The organism is Lentzea cavernae (genome assembly GCF_014653695.1).
GTDB classification, from domain to species: Bacteria; Actinomycetota; Actinomycetes; order Mycobacteriales; family Pseudonocardiaceae; genus Lentzea; species Lentzea cavernae.
The window spans coordinates 716,721-736,090 of record NZ_BNAR01000004.1 but is presented as its reverse complement, the minus strand read 5'-3'; the positions used below and the strand labels follow the sequence as shown (position 1 = coordinate 736,090).

General features: G+C 70.9%; 20 protein-coding genes. 15 read left to right on the top strand and 5 right to left on the bottom strand.

Going from position 1 to position 19,370, the window contains the following annotated elements; genetic code table 11:
• Window positions 1–11: 11 nt before the first annotated feature.
• From vioD to IE307_RS17310, 5 genes are all read left to right on the top strand, one after another.
• Window positions 12–1,130, top strand: coding sequence for a capreomycidine synthase (gene vioD, locus IE307_RS17330; RefSeq protein ID WP_191298955.1), 1,119 nt, complete (start codon window positions 12–14; stop codon window positions 1,128–1,130).
• Window positions 1,117–2,148: a guanitoxin biosynthesis L-enduracididine beta-hydroxylase GntD gene (gntD, locus tag IE307_RS17325; protein WP_229904788.1), complete on the top strand. Its 1,032-nt coding sequence runs from the start codon at window positions 1,117–1,119 to the stop codon at window positions 2,146–2,148. Before vioD ends, gntD begins: the two co-directional genes overlap by 14 nt.
• Before the next feature lie 13 nt (window positions 2,149–2,161).
• The gene (locus IE307_RS17320; RefSeq protein WP_191298954.1) at window positions 2,162–2,392 is read left to right on the top strand and encodes an MbtH family protein; all 231 of its coding nucleotides are present in this window, start codon (window positions 2,162–2,164) and stop codon (window positions 2,390–2,392) included.
• 166 nt (window positions 2,393–2,558) lie between these two features.
• On the top strand, window positions 2,559–3,887 hold the full coding sequence (locus IE307_RS17315) for a TrkH family potassium uptake protein (RefSeq protein WP_229904787.1): 1,329 nt from the start codon (window positions 2,559–2,561) through the stop codon (window positions 3,885–3,887).
• A complete protein-coding gene (locus IE307_RS17310; RefSeq protein ID WP_191298953.1) occupies window positions 3,877–4,539 on the top strand; it encodes a potassium channel family protein in 663 nt (220 codons plus the stop codon). Before IE307_RS17315 ends, IE307_RS17310 begins: the two co-directional genes overlap by 11 nt.
• Here IE307_RS17310 and IE307_RS17305 read toward each other — a convergent pair.
• Window positions 4,505–5,014, bottom strand: coding sequence for a hypothetical protein (locus tag IE307_RS17305; RefSeq protein WP_191298952.1), 510 nt, complete (start codon window positions 5,012–5,014; stop codon window positions 4,505–4,507). The two genes, IE307_RS17310 and IE307_RS17305, sit on opposite strands and share 35 nt — an antisense overlap.
• Window positions 5,015–5,093: 79 nt before the next feature.
• On the opposite strand from IE307_RS17305, the gene IE307_RS17300 reads away from it, so the two are divergent.
• Entirely contained in the window at window positions 5,094–5,522 is a 429-nt protein-coding gene (locus tag IE307_RS17300; RefSeq protein ID WP_191298951.1) for a MarR family winged helix-turn-helix transcriptional regulator, read from the top strand.
• A gap of 160 nt (window positions 5,523–5,682) precedes the next feature.
• Window positions 5,683–6,819 carry a glycosyltransferase gene (locus IE307_RS17295; protein WP_191298950.1) on the top strand — a complete coding sequence of 379 codons (1,137 nt, stop codon included), beginning with the start codon at window positions 5,683–5,685 and terminating at the stop codon, window positions 6,817–6,819.
• Between the two features lie 3 nt (window positions 6,820–6,822).
• Here IE307_RS17295 and IE307_RS17290 read toward each other — a convergent pair whose 3' ends face one another.
• A complete protein-coding gene (locus IE307_RS17290) occupies window positions 6,823–7,212 on the bottom strand; it encodes an ankyrin repeat domain-containing protein (RefSeq protein ID WP_229904786.1) in 390 nt (129 codons plus the stop codon).
• Window positions 7,213–7,223: 11 nt separating this feature from the next.
• On the bottom strand, window positions 7,224–9,482 hold the full coding sequence (locus IE307_RS17285) for a catalase (protein WP_229904785.1): 2,259 nt from the start codon (window positions 9,480–9,482) through the stop codon (window positions 7,224–7,226).
• Between the two features lie 871 nt (window positions 9,483–10,353).
• Here IE307_RS17285 and IE307_RS17280 point away from each other — a divergent pair.
• The 7 genes from IE307_RS17280 to IE307_RS17250 are packed head-to-tail and all read left to right on the top strand — an operon-like array spanning window position 10,354 to window position 16,683.
• Window positions 10,354–11,202 carry an STAS domain-containing protein gene (locus tag IE307_RS17280; RefSeq protein ID WP_229904784.1) on the top strand — a complete coding sequence of 283 codons (849 nt, stop codon included), beginning with the start codon at window positions 10,354–10,356 and terminating at the stop codon, window positions 11,200–11,202.
• Window positions 11,202–11,570 carry an STAS domain-containing protein gene (locus tag IE307_RS17275; RefSeq protein WP_191298949.1) on the top strand — a complete coding sequence of 123 codons (369 nt, stop codon included), beginning with the start codon at window positions 11,202–11,204 and terminating at the stop codon, window positions 11,568–11,570. The genes IE307_RS17280 and IE307_RS17275 overlap by 1 nt, the downstream gene beginning before the upstream one ends.
• Window positions 11,570–11,983: an anti-sigma regulatory factor gene (locus IE307_RS17270; protein WP_191298948.1), complete on the top strand. Its 414-nt coding sequence runs from the start codon at window positions 11,570–11,572 to the stop codon at window positions 11,981–11,983. Before IE307_RS17275 ends, IE307_RS17270 begins: the two co-directional genes overlap by 1 nt.
• The gene (locus tag IE307_RS17265) at window positions 11,971–13,008 is read left to right on the top strand and encodes an ATP-binding SpoIIE family protein phosphatase (RefSeq protein ID WP_191298947.1); all 1,038 of its coding nucleotides are present in this window, start codon (window positions 11,971–11,973) and stop codon (window positions 13,006–13,008) included. Before IE307_RS17270 ends, IE307_RS17265 begins: the two co-directional genes overlap by 13 nt.
• The gene (locus IE307_RS17260) at window positions 13,005–14,735 is read left to right on the top strand and encodes an ATP-binding response regulator (RefSeq protein ID WP_191298946.1); all 1,731 of its coding nucleotides are present in this window, start codon (window positions 13,005–13,007) and stop codon (window positions 14,733–14,735) included. The genes IE307_RS17265 and IE307_RS17260 overlap by 4 nt, the downstream gene beginning before the upstream one ends.
• The gene (locus IE307_RS17255) at window positions 14,732–16,300 is read left to right on the top strand and encodes a fused response regulator/phosphatase (protein ID WP_229904783.1); all 1,569 of its coding nucleotides are present in this window, start codon (window positions 14,732–14,734) and stop codon (window positions 16,298–16,300) included. Before IE307_RS17260 ends, IE307_RS17255 begins: the two co-directional genes overlap by 4 nt.
• Window positions 16,297–16,683, top strand: coding sequence for an ATP-binding protein (locus tag IE307_RS17250; protein WP_191298945.1), 387 nt, complete (start codon window positions 16,297–16,299; stop codon window positions 16,681–16,683). The genes IE307_RS17255 and IE307_RS17250 overlap by 4 nt, the downstream gene beginning before the upstream one ends.
• A 19-nt stretch (window positions 16,684–16,702) precedes the next feature.
• Here the strand turns inward: IE307_RS17250 and IE307_RS17245 are convergent, their stop codons facing one another.
• The gene (locus tag IE307_RS17245; RefSeq protein ID WP_191298944.1) at window positions 16,703–17,893 is read right to left on the bottom strand and encodes a zinc-dependent alcohol dehydrogenase; all 1,191 of its coding nucleotides are present in this window, start codon (window positions 17,891–17,893) and stop codon (window positions 16,703–16,705) included.
• A 164-nt stretch (window positions 17,894–18,057) separates the two neighbouring features.
• Here IE307_RS17245 and IE307_RS17240 point away from each other — a divergent pair, with 164 nt between their 5' ends.
• Entirely contained in the window at window positions 18,058–18,435 is a 378-nt protein-coding gene (locus IE307_RS17240) for a DUF6292 family protein (RefSeq protein ID WP_191298943.1), read from the top strand.
• On the opposite strand, the gene IE307_RS17235 is transcribed toward IE307_RS17240, so the two are convergent.
• Window positions 18,379–19,338: an iron-containing redox enzyme family protein gene (locus IE307_RS17235; protein WP_229904782.1), complete on the bottom strand. Its 960-nt coding sequence runs from the start codon at window positions 19,336–19,338 to the stop codon at window positions 18,379–18,381. The genes IE307_RS17240 and IE307_RS17235 overlap by 57 nt on opposite strands.
• Between the last annotated feature and the right edge of the window lie 32 nt (window positions 19,339–19,370).

Below are 19,370 nucleotides of genomic sequence, written 5' to 3'. Positions count from 1 at the left end.
GAGCCGTCCTGATGAAGTTCGAACCAGCACCTCTCGAGGACTGGATGCGTCTGTACTACTTCGCGGTGGACGACGACATCGGCAGCAGCGGGGTCGAGGACTACTCGCTCGCCGACCTGCGGGCGATGCTCGGCATCAGCACCGACGAGCTCGACTCCGTGGTGTTCCGCGACAGCACGTCGTTCGGCAGCGAGGAAGTGCGCACTGCCATCGCGCGGCAGTGGGGGACCGGTGACCCCGACAAGGTCATGGTCACGCACGGCGGCAGCGAGGCGATCTACCTCGTGCTGAGCACGTTGCTCGACCCCTCGGACGCCGTGGTCGTGACCGAGCCGACCTACCACACGCACACGTCGATCGCCCGGTCCATGGGGTGCGATCTGCGGGTGTGGCCGCTGCGGCCGGAGAACGGCTTCCGCCCTGACCTGGACGACCTGCGCGCGGTGGTCGACGGCGCCAAGGCCGTCGTCGTGAACTTCCCGCACAACCCGACGGGCGCGTCGCTCACGCCGGAGCAGCGCGACGAATTCGTCGAGATCTGCCGCGAGGCCGGCGCGTACCTGGTGTGGGACCAGGCCTTCCGCGAGATGGTCGTGGAGGGCGAGCCGCTGGTCGACCCGGTGCACGACTACGACAAGGCGATCTCGATCGGCACGCTGTCGAAGGGCTACGGCCTGCCGGGGCTGCGGGTCGGCTGGGCCATCGGGCCCGAGGACGTCCTGCGCGGCACGCTCGACCTGCGCGACCGCATGACGTTGCACCTCTCGCCGTTGGTGGAGCTCCTCGCCACGCGGGTCGCCCAGAAGGCCGATCTGCTGGTGGGGCCGCGCATGGACAACGCGCGGAAGAACCTGGCGCTGCTGCGGTCCTGGGCCGCCGAGCACCCGGACCTCGTCGACCTGCCGGAGCCGATGGGCGGCGTCACGACGTTCCCGCGGCTGCTCGGCCAGACCGACACCACCGATTTCTGCCACGAACTGGCCCGAGAACACCGCACGCTCCTCGTCCCGGGGACGTGCTTCGGGGACCCGACCCGCGTCCGGCTGGGTTACGGCGGTCCCGCCGCCTCGTTCGCCCGAGGCCTCGAAACGCTCGCACTAGTGGGGGAGAAGGCCCGTGTTCAGAATTGACCTGTCCGCATCCGACGTCGCCGAGGCCGACGCCCTGGTCGCCTCACTGGCGTCGAGGTACGGCACGGTGGAGGACCCCGCGTTCGTCCGCGAGGCCACGGTCATCGCGCACGAACTGCCCCGCGCCCTCCGCGCGGGCCTGCTGGAGTTCCGCCTGACCGAGCCGCACCCGCTGTGCGTCATCGGCGGCTACAAGATCGACGACGACGCCATCGGCCCGACGCCCGCGCACTGGAAGGACTGCGGCGGCGCGGGCAGGCCCACGCTGGCGGAGGACCTGTTCTTCTACCTGTGCGCGTCCCTGCTGGGCGACCCGATCGCGTGGTCCACCCAGCAGGACGGCCGGCTGCTGCACGACGTGTTTCCCATCAAGGAGCACCAGTACGAGCAGCTCGGCTCCGGCAGCGAGGAGCTGCTGACGTGGCACATCGAGGACGCGTTCCACCCGATGCGCACGGACTACGTGGGCCTCATGTGCCTGCGCAACCCCGACGGCGTCAACACCACCTACGGCTCGTTGGACGGCGTCTCGCTGCCCGACGACGTGGTGGAAGTCCTGCGCCAGGAACGCTTCCCGATCCGCCCGGACCGCTCCCACCTCGCCGCCAACCGCCAGAACGACGACGGCGACGAGCAACTGCGCCGCCTGCGCGACCGCAGCTACGAGTGGATCTCCGGCCTGGACGTCAACCCCGAGCCCATCGCCGTCCTGTTCGGCCCGCAGGAGGACCCGTACCTGCGCCTCGACCCGTACTTCATGGAGGTCCCGGCCTCCGACCCCGAGGCAGCCGCCGCACTCGACACCATCGTCAAGGCCATCGACGCCGCCATCACCGGTTACGCGTTGAAGCCCGGCGAGGTCCTGTTCCTCGACAACTACCGCGGCACCCACGGCCGTGAGCCGTTCACGGCCCGCTTCGACGGCACCGACCGCTGGCTCACGCGCCTGAACATCGCCCGCGACCTCCGCAAGTCGCGCGCACACCGCCGCACCGCCGACGACCGCACCATCTACTAGTCAGGAATTCCCGATGCGCACGAGCCCTTTTGACGACGAGGACGGCCGCTTCTTCGTGGTGGTCAACGCCGAGGACCAGCACGCCCTCTGGCCGGCGACGCTGGCCACCGTGCCCGACGGGTGGACCGTGGTCCACGGCGAGGACACCCGGCAGGCCTGCCTCGACTACGTGAACGAGCACTGGACGGACATGCGGCCGCGCAGCGTCCGCGAGCAGTTGGACCGGCAGGCCGCCGGTCGGTAGCCGGTAGGCAGGGGCGCGGTCTCGCCGGGGTTTCGGTGGGGCCGCGCCTTGGCGTTGTGCGGGGTCTGCTGTTCCAGTGCCCACGTCAGGCGCCTGCCGTTGCCCGGTTCGCCCGGTCTGGGACGTTGACCGGACGAGTCCGGACAGGACGATCTAGGCTGGCGCGGTGATCACCGGGTGGCGGCACCCCGCCCGCCTCGTCGTACTCGCCTTCCTGGCGGCCACCGCGGCCGGCACGGCGCTGCTCATGCTGCCGATGTCGGCTGAGTCGGGGCGGATGACCGGGTTCATGGACGCGCTGTTCACCGCCGCCTCGGGCATCAGCGGGACCGGTCTCGCGGTGGTGGACACCGGGTCGCACTGGTCGACCTTCGGCGAGGTCGTGCTGCTGGTGCTGTGGCAGGTGGGCGGGTTCGGCATCATGACGCTCACGTCGGTGCTGGCGCTGCTGGTCTCGCACAAGCTGGGGCTGCACCTGCAGCTCACGGTGAAGACTGAGACGAACACGCTGAACCTCGGGCAGGTGCGCGCGGTCGTGGCCGGGGTGGTCGCGATCAGCCTGGTGGTGGAGGCGGTCGGGGCGGTGGTGCTGGCCCTGCGGTTCTGGCTCGGGTACGGGGAGCCGTTCGGGCGGGCGCTGTACTCCGGGGTGTTCCACTCGGTGTCGTCGTTCAACAGCGTCGGTCTGGCGCTCTACCCGGACAGCCTCGTGCGGTACGCGACGGATCCCTGGGTGTGCCTGCCGATCGTCGTGGTCGCGGTCCTCGGTGGACTCGGGTTCCCCGTGCTGTTCGAGCTGCTGCGGCGCCGCCGCCGGAAGCGGTGGTCGTTGCACACCAGGATCACGGTGCCCGTGTACCTGGGGCTGATGGCGTTCGGGACGCTGGTGGTGCTGGTCGTCGAGTGGGGGCGCGCGGGCACGCTGGGGCCCTTCGGCTTCGGTGACAAGGTGCTCGTGGGGCTGTTCCACGGCGTCATGTTCGGCACGGCCGGGTTCAACACCGTCGACGTCGCGCAGCTGCAGCCCGCCACGATGCTCGCCGGGGACGTGCTGATGTTCATCGGCGGCGGCAGCGCCGGGACCACCGGCGGCATCAAGGTGACGACGTTCGCGTTGCTCGCGTACGTGTTGCTGGCGGAGGTCCGCGCGGAGCCCAGCGTGCACGTCATGGGCCGCCGGATCAGCGCCGAGGTGCAGCGCCAGGCCGTCACGGTCGCGTTGCTGGGGGTGGGTGTCGTGATGGCGGCGACGCTCGTCCTGCTGGCCACGAGCTCGTTCCGGCTGGACGACGTCCTGTTCGAGACCACGGCGGCGTTCGGTGGCGTCGGCCTGTCCAGTGGCATCACCGCAGACCTGTCCGTCACGGGACAGCTGGTCGTCATCGTGCTGATGTTCATCGGCAGGGTCGGGCCGATCACCCTGGTGTCGGCCCTGGCCCTGCGGGAACGCCGGCGGCGCTACGAACTACCCGAGGAGCGACCCATTGTCGGATAGGCAGGAACACCGCGTAGTCGTGCTCGGGCTGGGCCGCTTCGGCAGCTCGCTCGCGCTCGAACTGGTCTCGCAGGGCGTCGAGGTCATGGCGATCGACTCGGACCCGAAGCTGGTCCAGCGCTACGCCGACGACCTCACGCACGCCGTCGTCGCCGACACCACCGACGCCGAGGTCATGCGCCAGCTCGGTGTCGACGAGTTCGAGCGCGCGGTCGTCGGCATCGGCACCAACCTCGAGGCCAGCATCCTGACCACCGCCGTGCTGGTCGACTTCGGCATCACCAACATCTGGGCCAAGGCGATCAGCCGCGAGCACGGCCGCATCCTCGAACGCATCGGCGCCCACCACGTCGTGCTGCCCGAGCACGAGATGGGCGAACGCGTGGCGCACGTCGTCACCGGCAAGATGCTGGACTACATCGAGTTCGAGGACGACTACGCCATGATCAAGGCCCGGCCGCCGAAGGAGGCGATCGGCAAGCCGCTCGGCCAGAGCAAGCTGCGCGGCAAGTACGGTGTCACCGTCGTCGGCGTCAAACGCCTGGGCCAGGGCTTCACCTACGCCACCGCCGAGACCGTGATCGAACGCGGCGACGTGCTCATCGTCGCCGGGAAGGTCACCGACGTGGAACGGCTGGCCGATCTGACGTGACCTCCGCGGAGAACACCTGGCGGATGACCCCGATCATCCAGACGAACGTCAGCCCGATGACCGTGGGGTTCTTCACGAACAGCAGCACCGCCAGGTAGGTCTGCCGGGCCGAGGGCGGCAGCAGCGCCGACACCAGGTGCTCGGCGACCACCTCGAACACGGCGAACGCCGCACCCAGGAAGACGACCTGCCACAGCAGGCTGCCCCAGTGCCGCCGCACGAACTCGCGCCCGGAGCGCATCGTGCGACCGGCCATGGCGATCCGCCACACCAGCACGACGAGCAGGACGCGGGCCGCCACCACCACGACCTCGGACGCCGTCGCGAGCGCGGGGTCGATCTCGCCCGTCCAGTTCACGACGACCAGCCGCTGGGCCGAGGCGATCAGCGACAGCCCCACCACCAGCCCGAGGTGGCGCGTGTAGCACTGCCACGTCCATCTCGGCACCTCGAGCGCCAGCTTCAGCTCACTCATCGGATCCCCCTGAACACTTCAGTCGACTGAACAATTTAGTTCAGCATACTGAAATATCGTGCGAGGTAAAGTGACCGGCGTGGAAGATCGAGATGCCGGACGTGAGCTCAGCACCGCCGTCGTGGCGTTCCACGAGGCAGTGGGCGCGACCCTCGGCGTGACAGCGGTCGACCAGCGCGCGCTCGCCGTGATCATGGGCGCCGGATCGGTGTCCGCGGGGGAGCTGGCCAAGGAGATCGGACTGACCCCCGGCGCGGTCACGGGCGTGGTCGACCGGCTCGCGCGGGCAGGACTGGCCCGGCGCGAGCCCGACCCCGAGGACCGCCGCCGGCTGGTGATCACCGCGGTGCCCGGTGCGTTCGGAGACGCCTTCTCCGGCCTGGCCGAGGCGATGGCCGGGCTGACCGAGCGCTACACACCCGCCGAGCAGGCCGTCATCGGGGACTGGGTGACGCGCACGATCGCCGTCCTGCGCGAGCAGACGCGAATCCTCAACGAGCGGCGGTAGCGCTCGCCGCTCGGCGACTCCCAGTTCGCCCGGGGCCGACTCGTCATGCAGCCCCCGCGCGCACGAGTTACGTTCGAAGCCGGGTTAAGCCTGTAGCCCTTCGTCACAGTCATGCCGTGCGGACGGGGGTTCTGTTGTGCTTCCTGTTGACCGAAAGCTCATGAAGATCGCGATGGTGCTGGTGGACGACGCGCCCGGCTGGGGAGCGGCGCACGTCGCGAGCCTCGCGCAGGCACTCACGCGCCGGGGTCACCAGGTGACCGTCCACGGCCCCCGCCACCGGGTGCCTGCCCCGCGTGCCGGCGGCGACGAGCTGCACCTGGGCGATCACGTCGACGCCCTGCGCGCGGCGTGGGAACGGGAGAAACCGGATCTGGTGCACGCCCACTTCCTGCCGTCCGGCCTCGCGGCACTGCTGGCCGCGCAACGCTCGGGCGTGCCGGTCGTGCAGTCGTTCCACGGTGTCGCCCCCACCGACCGCAACGGGGTAGAACGCCTGGTGGGCAAGGAATCCGCGCTCGTCATCGCGAGCGCGGAGGAGGAGATGCTCGACCTCGCCGCCGTCGGTGTGCCGCGGCCGCGGATCAAGGTCGTGGCACGCGGGGTCGACACCGGCCTGTTCCAGCCGCTGGGTGTCGTGGCCAGGCGCACGAAGCTGCGCCGGGTGGTCACGGCGGTGGATCCCCTGTCGGACAACGGCGTCGCCGACCTGGTCGCGGCCCTGCCGCGGCTGCCGGACGTGGAGCTGGTGGTGGCGGGTGCGGCCGCGAGCCGGCTCGCGCAGTGGGCGCGCAGGCACGGGGTGGAGAAGCGGACCCACCTGGTGGGCCCGGTCGCACGGCAGGACATGCCGGCGTTGTTGCGTTCGGCGGACGTGGTGGCGTGCGTACCGCGCCGCACGTCGTGGAGCCCGTTGGTGCTGGAGGCGATGGCGTGTGGCGCGCCGGTCGTCGCGAGCGCCGTCGGCGGACTCACCGACGCCGTGATCGACGACGTGACCGGGGTCCTGGTCCCGCCGGGCGGGATGAAGCAGCTGGTCAGGGCGCTGCGAGAGGTGCTCGACGACGAGACGCTGCGGACGGCCTGCGGGATCGCCGCCGTCGACAGGGTGAACGCCCGCCACTCGTGGCCGGACGTCGCCGTCGGGGTGGAACGGCTCTACGGGACGGTTCCCGGTGTGGCTGAGAGGCTCGCGCCACTGCGCGAGGACTCCCAGCACACCGACGCCGAACTAGTGGAGACGCCCGTCAGGGCTCGCCGAGGCGAACCCGGCCGGACCGCCGATGCCGGCGCGTGAGGCTCACCGGGGCGCGGTGAGCAGCTCCAGCATCGGCGTCAGCTCGAAGTAGCGGGCCACGTCGAGCGCGGACCTGGGCCCGAGGGCGGGGTCCGCGCCGGCGTCCAGCAACAGCGCGACGATCCGCTCGGAGCGGCGGAAGACCGCCGCTCCGAGCGCTGTCTGGCCCCGGTCGTTGACGCGCCCGGTGTCGGCGCCCCGCTCCAGCAACGCCGCCACGGTGTCCGCGTGGCAGTGGTAGGCGGCGAGGATCAGCAGGGAGTCGCCGGAGGAGTTGGTGAGGTTCACCGGGATCCCCGCGTCGACCGCCTCGGCCAGCCCGTCCGCGTCACCGGCGCGGGCGAGGTCGAACATCGACTGCAGGAAGGTGAGCTCCTGCTCCGTCAGCGTCACGGCCGGGCTCCTCAGGCGATCGTCGCGGGGAAGCGGTCCCACACCCGGTGCAGGGCCAGCAGTTCGGTGGCCGCGGAGAGCACCTTCGAGGCGTCGTCGTCCAGCACGACGCCCGCACCCGTGCACCCGGCCGCCTCGACGGCGGCGCGACCGGCACCCCACGCCCCGATGGCCTTGGCGTGGCGGAAGCACTCCTGGACCATCAGCACGACGCGCGGGTCGACGGCGTCACCCGGTGCGCCGGCCTTGGCGTCACGGGCGGGCACGGCGTCCGGGCCGGGAGGCGGGCTGCCCGCGAGCAGCAGCGCGTCGAACTCGACCGAACGCGCCGTGAGGAACGTGCGCTGGGCGACCAGGCCGCTGTCCCCGATCGGCCCGCCGGTCGGCGCGATGAGCAACGGCACCATGCCGCCCGCCAGGATCGTCTCGCGGACCGTCCGCACGCCGTCGAGGTTCGCGGGGTCGACCACGATCCCGATCATGCGCCCGTCCGTGGGCCACTCCTGCCCGATCTGCGACAGGGCGGGACTCGGCGTGACCTTCCTCGGCCGCGCCTCGGTGGCCGGCACCGGAAGCCCGAGGCCCTTGGCCACCTCGGCGCACAACGTCGGGTCGACGTTGGCCAGCACCCGCAGCTGGCGTTCCTTGATCGCCTGCTCGTAGACCTTGCCCAGCTCGAACGTGAACGCGCGCACGACGTGTTCCTTCTCGACCGGCGTGAGGCTCAGCCAGAACAGCCGCGGCTGCGTGAAGTGGTCCGCGAACGACGCGGGCGACTGCCGCACCTTCGCCGACTTCGGCAACGGCTGCGCCACCTCGACGAACGGCCGGTCCTCCGCCTTCGCGACGAACGGGTTGCCGCCGTCGAGCGTGTTCGGCCGGTAGGGCGCGACGCCCGCGTGCACCGCCTGCTGGTGGAACCCGTCGCGGAACATGTCGTTGACCGGCACGTGCGGGCGGTTGATCGGGATCTGGTTGAAGTTCGGGCCGGCGAGCCTCGTCAGCTGCGTGTCGAGGTAGGAGAACAGCCTCGCCTGGAACAGCGGGTCGTCGGTGACGTCGATGCCCGGCACCAGGTTCCCGAGGTGGAACGCGACCTGCTCGGTCTCCGCGAAGTAGTTCATCGTGTTGCGGTTCAGGGTCAGGATGCCCACCGGCTGCACCGGCGCGAGCTCCTCGGGCACGATCTTCGTCGGGTCGAGCAGGTCGATGCCCTCGAAGGTCTGCCGCGGCGTGTCGGGGAAGAGCTGCAGGCCCAGCTCCCACTGCGGGAACGCGCCGGACTCGATGGCGTCGGCGAGGTCGCGGCGGTGGAAGTCCGGGTCGATGCCGTTGAGCATCTGCGCCTCCTCCCACACCAGGGAGTGCACGCCCAGCTTCGGCTTCCAGTGGAACTTCGCGAGCGCCGTCTCACCCTCGGCGTTGACCAGGCGGAACGTGTGGACGCCGAAGCCCTCCATCGTCCGGTACGAGCGCGGGATGCCGCGGTCGGACATGTTCCACATGACGTGGTGGGTGGCCTCGGTGTGCGTCGAGACGAAGTCCCAGAACGTGTCGTGCGCGCTCTGCGCCTGCGGGATCTCCCGGTCCGGGTGCGGCTTGCCGGCGTGGATGACGTCCGGGAACTTGATGCCGTCCTGGATGAAGAAGACCGGGATGTTGTTGCCCACGAGGTCGAAGTTGCCCTCCTGGGTGTAGAACTTCGTCGCGAACCCGCGGGTGTCGCGCACCGTGTCCGCCGACCCGCGCGACCCCAGCACCGTCGAGAACCGCACGAACACGGGCGTCTCGACACCGTCGCCCAGGAACGCCGCCTTGCAGACGTTCGCACCCGTGCCGTACCCGACGAACGTGCCGTGAGCGCCATAGCCACGTGCGTGGACAACGCGCTCCGGAATCCGCTCGTGGTCGAAGTGCATGATCTTCTCGCGCAGGTGGTGGTCCTGCAGCAACGTCGGACCGCGCTCACCCGCTTTCAGCGAGTGGTCGGTGTCGTACAGCCGCGCACCGGCCGACGTGGTGAGGAACTCGCCCTGCTGCCCCATGGCCACCTTCGGGGCACCGGTCGGCGCGCCCGTCGGCGACACCGTCTCCGGTCCCGTCTGGTCGGCCTTCGGGGGCAACGGCCCACGCGGGTCCGTCGGCTCCTCGAGCGACGGCGGCTCGCTGTTCGGAACGCCCGGGACGGGCGGGTTCACCAGCTCGGTGACCTTGTCGGCCGCCTTCTCGAGTGCGGCCTTGACGACCTTGCCGGGCTTGCGGGTTGCCACTGATCCTCCTCGGACGTAGACGTCGAGGAGGCTGTACCCGGGATCTTCCCGGATATGCGTTGCTCTGCCGGGGGTTCGGCTGGGGGTCGCCCAGCGGTGGGGGAGGACGGGTGGTGACGCCGGCCTGTTCGCCGGGTGGGGTGACGGCTGGGTGGGGCCGTTGGTGCCCGAGACGCGTCCATCGGGGCGGCGATGACGGTCGCGGCTCCCGGACCCGCCACGCGCGGCGCTCGCCATCTGCACGGCTTCGCCAAGCGCACGGCTGTTGTTGCGTGCGTGGCCGCTCTTGCGCGCACGGGATGTCGTCTCACACACGCGGTCCGCCTCACACGCGCGGCCTGGCCCACACGCGCGGTCCGCCCCACACACGCGGCCCGGCCCACGCGCGCGTCCCGCGCACACACGCCCGCCCCACACCCGGCCCGCCTCACACGCGCGGCCCGCCTCACGCGCGCGGCCCGCCTCACGCGCGCGGCCCGCCTCACGCGCGCGGCCCGCCTCACGCGCGGCCCGCCTCACGCGCGCGGCCCGCCTCACACACGCGGCCTGGCCCACACGCGCGTCCCGCGCACGCACGCCCGCCCCACACGCCCGCCCCACACGGCCGTCAGCGCCTGTGGCGTCGGACACCACCGACGCCGTCGCGTCCGGACCGCCCCCGCCCGATCCCGTTGGCGCGGAACGAGGTCGTGACGTTCCCCCTGTTCCAGCCCGAACTGTGCGCGCTCTCGCCGCGTTGGAGCTAGATCGCCGCCTGTAGGCTTCGACGCCAGCAGGTGCACTCGTCAAGCAGTCGGCGCATCATCCTGCTGCACAGCGGCGGTGCCCTCACCGTTGTTCGTCAGCTGTAAGAGTGCCCGAGGAGACTTGAGTGACCGACGCAGGGGATGCCCAGCGCTTGACCGAGCTGCTGCGCGCCAACGCCGATTCCCTGATCGACAGGTGGGTGGGGGAGGTCGCGTCCCTGCTGCGCGGGCGGGCGACGAGGACCGAGCTCGAGGCCGACTTCAGGGAGTTCTTCGCGGCTCTGCTGCCCCTGGTCGGCAACGACGGCAAGGACACGGGTGCGCCCGAGTTCGCCGAGATCCGGTCGCTGACCGAGGAGTACTCGCGGGCGAGGGTTCGGGCGGGCTTCACGCCGTCGGAGACGGCGTCGAGCGTCTTCTCCCTCAAGCGGGAGGTGTTCGCCCTCACCGAGAACGAGAACGACCCCGAGCTCTTCCGGCAGGTCATGGTGTTCTCCGGGCTGCTGGACGCGCTCGGCCTGCTGACGTTCGAGTTCTACGCGCGGGCCCGTGACGAGATCATCCGCGAGCAGTCGGAGCAGCTGCTCGAGCTGACCACGCCGGTCGTGAAGATCTGGGAGGGCGTGCTCGCGGTGCCGCTGGTCGGCACGCTCGACTCCGCGCGCACCCAGGTCGTGATGGAGAAGCTGCTCGAGGCGCTGGTCGAGACCGGTTCCGAGCACGCCATCATCGACATCACCGGCGTCTTCGCGGTCGACACGCAGGTCGCGCAGCACCTCCTCAAGACGGTCGTCGCGGCCCGGCTGATGGGCGCGGAGTGCATCGTCTCCGGCATCCGCCCGCAGATCGCGCAGACGATCGTGGCGCTGGGCATCGAGTTCGGCGACATCATGACCAAGGCCTCGCTGGCCGACGCGCTGCGGTACGCGCTGCGCCGTGACGGTGTCGACCTCGTGCACCGCGAGGTGCGCTGATGGAACGCGTCCCGATCCTGAAGATCGGCGGCGTGCTGCTCGTCTCCATCCAGATCGACCTGCAGGACCAGAGCGTTCTGGCGCTGCAGGAGGACCTGGCCGAGAAGATCAGCTCGACCGGCGCGCACGGTGTCGTCATCGACATCTCCGCGGTGGAGATCGTCGACTCGTTCATCGGGCGGATGTTCGCCACGATCGCGTCGATCTCCCGGCTGTTCGACGCCGACACCGTGGTCGTGGGAATGCGTCCGGCCGTGGCGATCACGCTGGTGGAACTGGGTCTCACGCTGGGTGGGGTGCGCACGGCCCTCGACCTCGAACGCGGAATGAAGATCCTCGGTCAGCTCGGTCGCGGACGGGACGCCTGATGCCGCCCCGGTCCGATGGGCCGGAACAGATCCCCATCGACGCCGATGACGACGTCGTCCGCGTGCGCCAGCTCGTGCGCACGTACGCGCAGCAGACCAAGCTCTCCCTGGTCGACCAGACGAAGCTGGTCACCGCGGCCAGCGAGCTCGCCCGCAACACCCTGATCTACGGCGGGGGAGGGTTCGCCCGCGTCGAGGAGGTCAGCGACGGCCGCCGCGCCGGAGTGCGCGCCTCGTTCCACGACGAGGGTCCCGGCATCCCGGACCTCACCCTGGCGCTGGCCGACGGCTGGAGCAGCGGCAGCGGTCTCGGTCTCGGCCTGAGCGGCGCCCGCCGCCTGGTGGACCAGTTCGACCTCGACACCGAGGTCGGCCGCGGCACGGTCGTGACGGTGACCAAGTGGAAGAGGTGACCACCGCGAACTGCCTGCCGCTCGTGCGCGACGAGTCCTGGCTGCCCGTCGAGGAGACCGCCCAGGTGGGCAGGATCCGGCGCACGGCCACTGCACTCGCCGAGAAGCTGGGGTTCGAGGCGGCGCGCACGGCGGAGATCGGCCTCGCCGTCACCGAGATCGGCACGAACCTGCACAAGCACGCCAAACAGGGCGTGGTGCTGATCCGCTCCGTGCGCGGCGAACACGACGCGGCCGTCGAGGTCGTGGCGATCGACCGCGGTCCCGGCATCGCCGACATGGCCCTGGCCTGGCAGGACGGGCAGTCCACCACCGGCACCCTGGGCGTCGGGCTCGGCGCGATCGCACGCCTGTCCACCAGCTGCTCGATGACCTCCCGCCCCGGCCTCGGAACCTCCCTGGTGGCGCGGTTCGCACCTCGGATCGACTGGGCACCCGAGTGGGGTGAGGAAAGCGCGGCAGGGGTGACCAGGCCGATCAGCGGCGAGGACGTGTGCGGCGACGCCTACGCGTTCTGCCGCACCGCGGACCGCGTGGCGCTGATGATGTGCGACGGCTCCGGGCACGGACCGCTGGCGGCCTCCGCGTCCGACGCTGCCGTGCGCCTGTTCCGCGAGCAGCCGTTCTTACCACCGGACCAGCAGGTCGAGCGGCTGCACAAGGCGTTGCGCGGCACCCGCGGTGGCGCGGTGGCGGTCGCCGCCATCGACCTCGTCACGAGGAAGATCCGGTACTCCGGCCTCGGCAACATCGCCGCGGCCGTCCTCGCCGACGGCCGCAAGCACGGCATGATCTCGGTGCCGGGTGTGGCGGGCCACCAGGCGCGCACCATCCGCACGTTCGACTACGCGCTGCCGGAACGGGCGGTCGTGGTCATGCACTCCGACGGCCTGACCGAACGCTGGGGCGTCGACCACGGCAGCGACCTGGCCGTCGACGAGCCGGTCCTCATCGCGGCGACGCTGCTCAGGGAAGCGGGCGTGCGCAACGACGACGCCTGCGTGCTCGTGGCCAGACCGGCATGACCCCCTCCGAGCTGCTGCGGCTGGTGATCAGCGACGAGCGGGACGTGTTCCTGCTCCGTCAGCGCGGTCGCCAGGTCGCGGCGGCGATCGGGCTCGACGGGCAGGACCAGGTCAGGGTGGCGACGGCGCTGAGCGACATCGGTCGCGAACTGGTGCGGCAGGACGTGAGGGCCACGGCCGTCTTCCGCACGCGCCGCGGATCGGCGCCGGCACTGCTCGTCGAACTGACCTGGCAGGCCGTCGTGTCCGGCTCGGGACCGGGCTGGGACACCGCCCGCCGGCTGATGAACGCCCTGGTCATGACCAGCACAGGCGTGACGTTGGTGAAGAACGTGCCGCACGGGATCGTGCTCGACGAGGGGTTGCTCGGCGAACTGCGCGAGACCTCCACCGGCACCTCCGCGCTGGACGAACTGCGCGCCCAGAACCAGGAGCTCCTCGAAACCCTCGAGAACCTCGAGGGGAAGAGCAAGGAGCTGGAAAGGCTCAACGACGAGCTGGAGGAGACCAACCGCGGCGTCGTCGCGCTCTACCAGGAGCTGTCCGAGGAGCTGGAGCAGACGAACCAGGGCGTGGTCGCCCTCTACGCCGAGCTCGACGCCAAGTCCGCCGAGCTGCGCGACGCGGCCTCCGCGCGCATCCGGTTCTGGTCCAACATCAGCCACGAGCTGCGCGCCCCGATCAACTCGGTGGTCGGCCTGACCCGGCTGCTCGGCGGGCCGGGCGGCGACCCCATGACCGACGACCAGCGCCACCACGTCGACCTGATCAACGAGTCCGCGGCGACGTTGCTCGCGCTGGTCAACGAGCTCCTCGACACCGCCAAGGCCGAGTCGGGCAGCCTGCAGCCGCGGATGGCGCCCGTCGCGCTCGACTACGTCGTCACGCAGCTGCGCTCGGCGGTGCGGCCGATGCTGCGCTCCGGCGACGTGCAGCTGGTGGTGGACGCGCTGCCCGCGCTGCGGCCGCTGGTCACCGACGAGACGATGCTCGTGCGGATCCTGCGCAACGTGCTGTCCAACGCCGTGAAGTTCACCCGGCGCGGCGAGATCCGCTTCACCGCCGCCGAGGGCCCCGGCCCCGACGAGATCCGGTTCGTCGTCACCGACACCGGCATCGGCATCCCGCCCGAAGAGCAGAGCAGGGTCTTCGAGGAGTTCTACCAGGTGCCGAACGCGCTGCAGATCGGTGCGAGCGGCACCGGCCTCGGCCTGTCCTACGCGCGCAAACTCGCCGAGATCCTCGGCGGCACCCTGTCGCTGAGCAGCACCCCCGGCGAGGGCACGGAGGTCGTGCTGACCCTGCCCTCCGCCGCCGACGAGTTCGTCCAGCCTGCGGCCGTCGAGTGCGCGCTGATCGCGGACGGCGACGAGAAGTGCCGCGAGCAGCTGCGCGAGGCGCTGGCCGGCATCGCCACCGAGGTCGTCGAGGCCGAGGACGGCCGCAGCGCCCTGAACCTCGCGAAGGAACGGCGCCCCGACCTGGTGCTGCTGAGCGCGAGCGCGCCGCTGATGAGCGGGAGCGCGGTGCTGTCCGTGCTGAGGCTTGATCCGGACCTGGCCGGGGTACCAGTGGTCATCGTGTGCGGCGACGACCCCGGCGGTCTCGCACGCAGCGTGCACGGTCTCGGCGCGGCGATGCTGCACGAGGCTCGGATCTCCCCGGAAACGGTGAGCCGTGCTATCAGGGACGCACAGCTCACAGCGCGCAGAACGGACACCCGATGAACCCGACGGCCATGGGTGGTGGACCAGCGAGGGTCCTCGTGGTGGACGACCTGGAGGCCAGCCGGTTCATCGCCTGCAGCTGGCTGCGCCGCAGCGGTCACACGGTGATCGAGGCGACGACGGCGGCCGAGGCGCTCATCGCGCTGGAGACCGACTCGTTCGACCTGGTGCTGCTCGACGTGCACCTGCCCGACATGAGCGGGTACGACGTCACCGAGCGGATCAAGGCCGATCCCCGCACCAGCTCCATCCCCGTCGTGATGCTCTCGGCCACCTACATCGAACCCGAGGACAAGGTCACCGGCCTGACCCGCGGCGCGGACGCCTACCTCACCGAACCCGTCGACCCCGGCGAGCTGCTGGCCAACGTCGAGGCGGCGCTGCGCTACCACCGCGCCCGCGCGCTGGCCGAGCACCTCGCCGCCCGGCTGACCCGCCTCGCCACGGCCACGTTCGCCATCAACGCGGCAACGACGTTCGACGCGCTGGTCGAGGCCGCGGCGATCGGGGCCGCGGACGTGCTCGACACGGAGGCCACCGCCGTTCTCACCGCTCCGTCCGGCTCCGTCTGCCTCGCGACGGTCGGCGTCCGGTGGCCGGAGGGCTCGACGCGTCCGGACGACGCCGAGGTCGAGCAGTGGATGTCGGCCCTCAACCCCGGTGTCGGCGTCGTGGTGGTGGAGCCCGACACGGTGCCGTGGCACCCGACGGCACCGGCGGTGTCCGTGCTCGCGCGCACGAAACCGCGCAGGCCGCCCATCGGCATCGCCGTCGCGCCCTGGGCCGTGCGCAACGACGACGACAGCAACCTGCTGCGCCAGCTCGCCCAGGCCACGGCGCTGGCCGCGGAGGGCCTGCACACCTTCGCCGAGGAGCACTCGCTCGCGCTCACGTTGCAGCGCAGCCTGCTGCCCCGCACGTTGCCGAGCCGGCCGGAACTGCCGATGACGGCCCGGTACGTGCCCGCGTCGAGCAACGCCGAGATCGGTGGCGACTTCTACGACGTGATCGAGCTCGACGGTCACGTGCTGATCGCCATCGGCGACGTCTGCGGCCACTCGATCGAGGCCGCGACGGTGATGGCCGAGGTGCGGCACACCCTGCGCGCCTACGCCGTCGAGGGGCACCGGCCCGCCGAGGTCCTGCGCAGGGTCGACGCCCTGCTCGAACGCTTCCACCCGACGGGCGGCCTCACCACCATGTGCCTGCTGCAGGTCGACCTGGAGGCCGGCACGATGGCCGTCGCGAACGCGGGCCACGTGCCGCCTCTGGTCGCGAACGCCGAGGGCGCGCACTACGTCCCGGTGCACGGCCCGTTGCTGGGCATCGGTCTGGCGCGGCCGGAGGCCACCGAGATCCCGTTACCACCCGCCACGACCGTGCTGCTGACGACGGACGGTCTGGTCGAACGGCGGGGCGTCGACCTGGACGAGGGCATGGAGAAGCTGCGCGCAGCCGTGTCGAACACGGAGGACATGGACGTGCTCGCCGATCGGCTCCTGGCCGAGCTGGGCCAGGGCAAGCAGGACGACATCGCCCTGCTCGTGCTGCGGCGGCCGGCGTGACGGCCCTCGTGCTCGACGTGCCGGTGCTGCCGGGCATGTCGATGTCGTCGCTGCGGCGCGACCTCACCAAGGCGCTGGGCGAGCTCGGCGAGGACCACCTCTACGACGTGCAGCTCGTGGTGACCGAGCTCGTCACCAACGTCCTCGACCACACCTCCGGCAGCACCGGGCACCTGCGGATCCTGCACGGCCAGGACCCGTGCGCGGTGATCGTCGAGGTCGACGACGAGTCGATGACCGAACCGGTGTACGGCCGGTCCCGGCTGGGGGAGAACCGCGGCAGGGGGATCGTGGTGGTGGACAACATCTCCCGCAACTGGGGGACGCGTCCGCGCGGCGAGACGGGCAAGACGGTGTTCGCGGTGGTCGACTGCACCGGGTGAGCCGGCCACCGCGCTCACGTCAGACCGACGGCTGCAGCAGGATCTTCTGCGCGCCGTTCTGCTTCTTCTGGAACATCTCGTACGCGCGCGGGGCTTCCGCCAGCGGCAGCCGGTGCGTGGCGAAGTCGTCCACGCCGAGCGGGTCCTCGGACCCGGTGAGCAGCGGCACGATCTCGTCGATCCAGCGGCGGACGTTGGCCTGTCCCATGTGGAGCCGGACCTGCTTGTCGAACAGCTCCATCATGGGGATCGGGTCGACCATGCCGCCGTACACGCCGGACAGAGAGATGGTGCCGCCGCGCCGCACGGCGTCGATGGCGGCGTACAGCACGCTCAGCCGGTCGATGCCGGCCTTCTCGGTGATCAGCGCGCCGGCTGCCTGGGGCAGCAGGGCGACCAGGTTCTGCGTGAACCGCGCAGCGGGAGCGCCGTGCGCCTCCATGCCGACCGCGTCGATCACGGAGTCCGCGCCGCGGCCCGCGGTGAGCGCCCGGACGGCGTCGCCGATGTTGTCGTGGTCGCGGGTGTCGAGCACCGTCACGCCCCGTGCCTCGGCGCGCGCGAGGCGCTCCTGGACGAGGTCGATGCCGATGACCTGCCCGGCGCCCTTGTGCAACGCCACTCGGGCGCACATCTGTCCGATCGGCCCGAGACCGAACACCACGACGGTGCCGCCCGCGGGGATCTCGGCGTACTCCACGGCCTGCCACGCGGTGGGCAGCACGTCGGACAGGTAGACGAAGCGGTCGTCCGGCGGGCCGTCCGGGACCTTGATCGGCCCGTACTGCGCCTGCGGCACCCGCAGGTACTCCGCCTGACCACCCGGGACCTGCCCGTACAGCCTGGTGTAGCCGAACAGCGCCGCACCCTTGCCCTGCTCGGTGACCTGGGTGGTCTCGCACTGCGACTGCAGGCCGCGGTCGCACATGTAGCAGTGGCCGCAGGAGATGTTGAACGGCACCACGACCCGGTCACCCGGTTTGAGGTCGGTGACCTCGGCGCCGACCTCCTCGACGATGCCCATCGGTTCGTGGCCCAGAACGTCGCCCTCGGTCATGAACGGGCCGAGCACCTCGTACAGGTGCAGGTCCGAACCGCACACACCGGTGGACGTGACGCGGATGACCGCGTCCGTCGGCGCTTCGATCTTGGGGTCGGGCACGGTGTCCACGCGGACGTCGCGCTTGCCGTGCCAGGTGACCGCCTTCATCGTGGCTCCACTTCGAAAGGAATCAAGAGACATCGGCCGGGTGCCCTCGCGTTCGAGGGGCAAACACGGGAGCCATTCCGTTTGACGGCGACATGGCCGGGGTAGAGAACTCGTACGTCAAACAGTCGGCGCACCGAGTTCCTGCGTTCAACGGCGGTGGACCAATGAGTGTGCAGACCGGTTTTCACTTCGACTTCGACGACACCGCGGCTCGTCAGCTGCGCCGGTACGTCGACGACGTCCTCGACGCCGCCGGGCTGTCCGGTTACGGCTTCACCGACCACGTGGACGGGTCCCGGAGCGCCTACGTGGCGGTCGACGGGCGGGTGGCGGGCTTCCCCGACCACGACGTGGCACTGCTGTGGGACCAGGACGACGGCTGGTCGGTCGCCGCGGAGGACCCGTCCGACGGCTCCCTCGTGGTGATCGACCGCCTCACCGGCGGACCGCGGCAGGCACCTGCCGCGGTTGCGCGGTGGATCGGGCTAGTGCTGCGGCGTCAGCCACCGCAGGCGCCGCAGCAGCGACGACTCGTCGGCTGACCAGGACGACAGCAGGTGGCCCGCGAGGCGTGACTCCAGGTGCTCGGTCGCCTGGATCCCGAACACCACGTCGGCCCGCAGCGACGGTTCCTGCTCCAGCAACGAGCCGATGACGTCGTTGCGCATGATCTGCTCGTGCACCGCGTCGGCCTCGATGTGCTCGGTGAAGAACTCGGCGCAGCGCGGGTCGGCGTCCATGCGGGCCAACGCCTGCGCCATGCGATGGGCGCTCGGCGCCGTGGTGATCTCCGCGGCCGCGAAGTGGCCGACCAGCGCACCGCGCAACGACCGGTGCAGGCCGAACAGCGACATCATGTTGACGATCGCGATGGCCGGTGCCGGAACGTCGTCCAGGTAGTGCAGGTACTCCGATGACATGCCGGCGCCCTCGAGGAGGTCGGCGTACAGGCGGGAGTGCATCCGATCGGCCTTTCCACCGCCGAACTCGTCGAACTCCACCGCCACGAGCGCGGCCTTCGCCCTGCCCCGCAGCCGGGGGATCACCCACGCGTGCGGGTCCGCCTCCTTGTGGTGGTAGACCGAGCGGTGCGCGAAGTACTCGCACATCTGCTCCCAGGTCCCGTCGTCGCGCAGGTGGTGGGAGACGCCGCTGCCGGGGACGTGCTCGACCAGCAACGCGTCCAGGTTCGCGTCGAGGTCGTCGTCACCGTCCACATCGGACCGCAGGGCGTCGAGGAACACCCGCTCCACCTGCGCGCGGAGCCGCAGCAGTTCCGGATCCCACTCCCAGGCCGGGTTCACGCCGTCGAAACCGCCGTAATGCAGCTCGTACAACGTGTGCAAGGCGATGGTGAGGTCCTCGCCGTAGGGGTCGGCGTCGGTGAACGCGATCGGCCGTCCGACGGGGTCGCCGCTCAGCGCGGCGACGACCTGGTCGGACAACGGGCCACGAGGTGAGGGAAGGTGCACTCCGG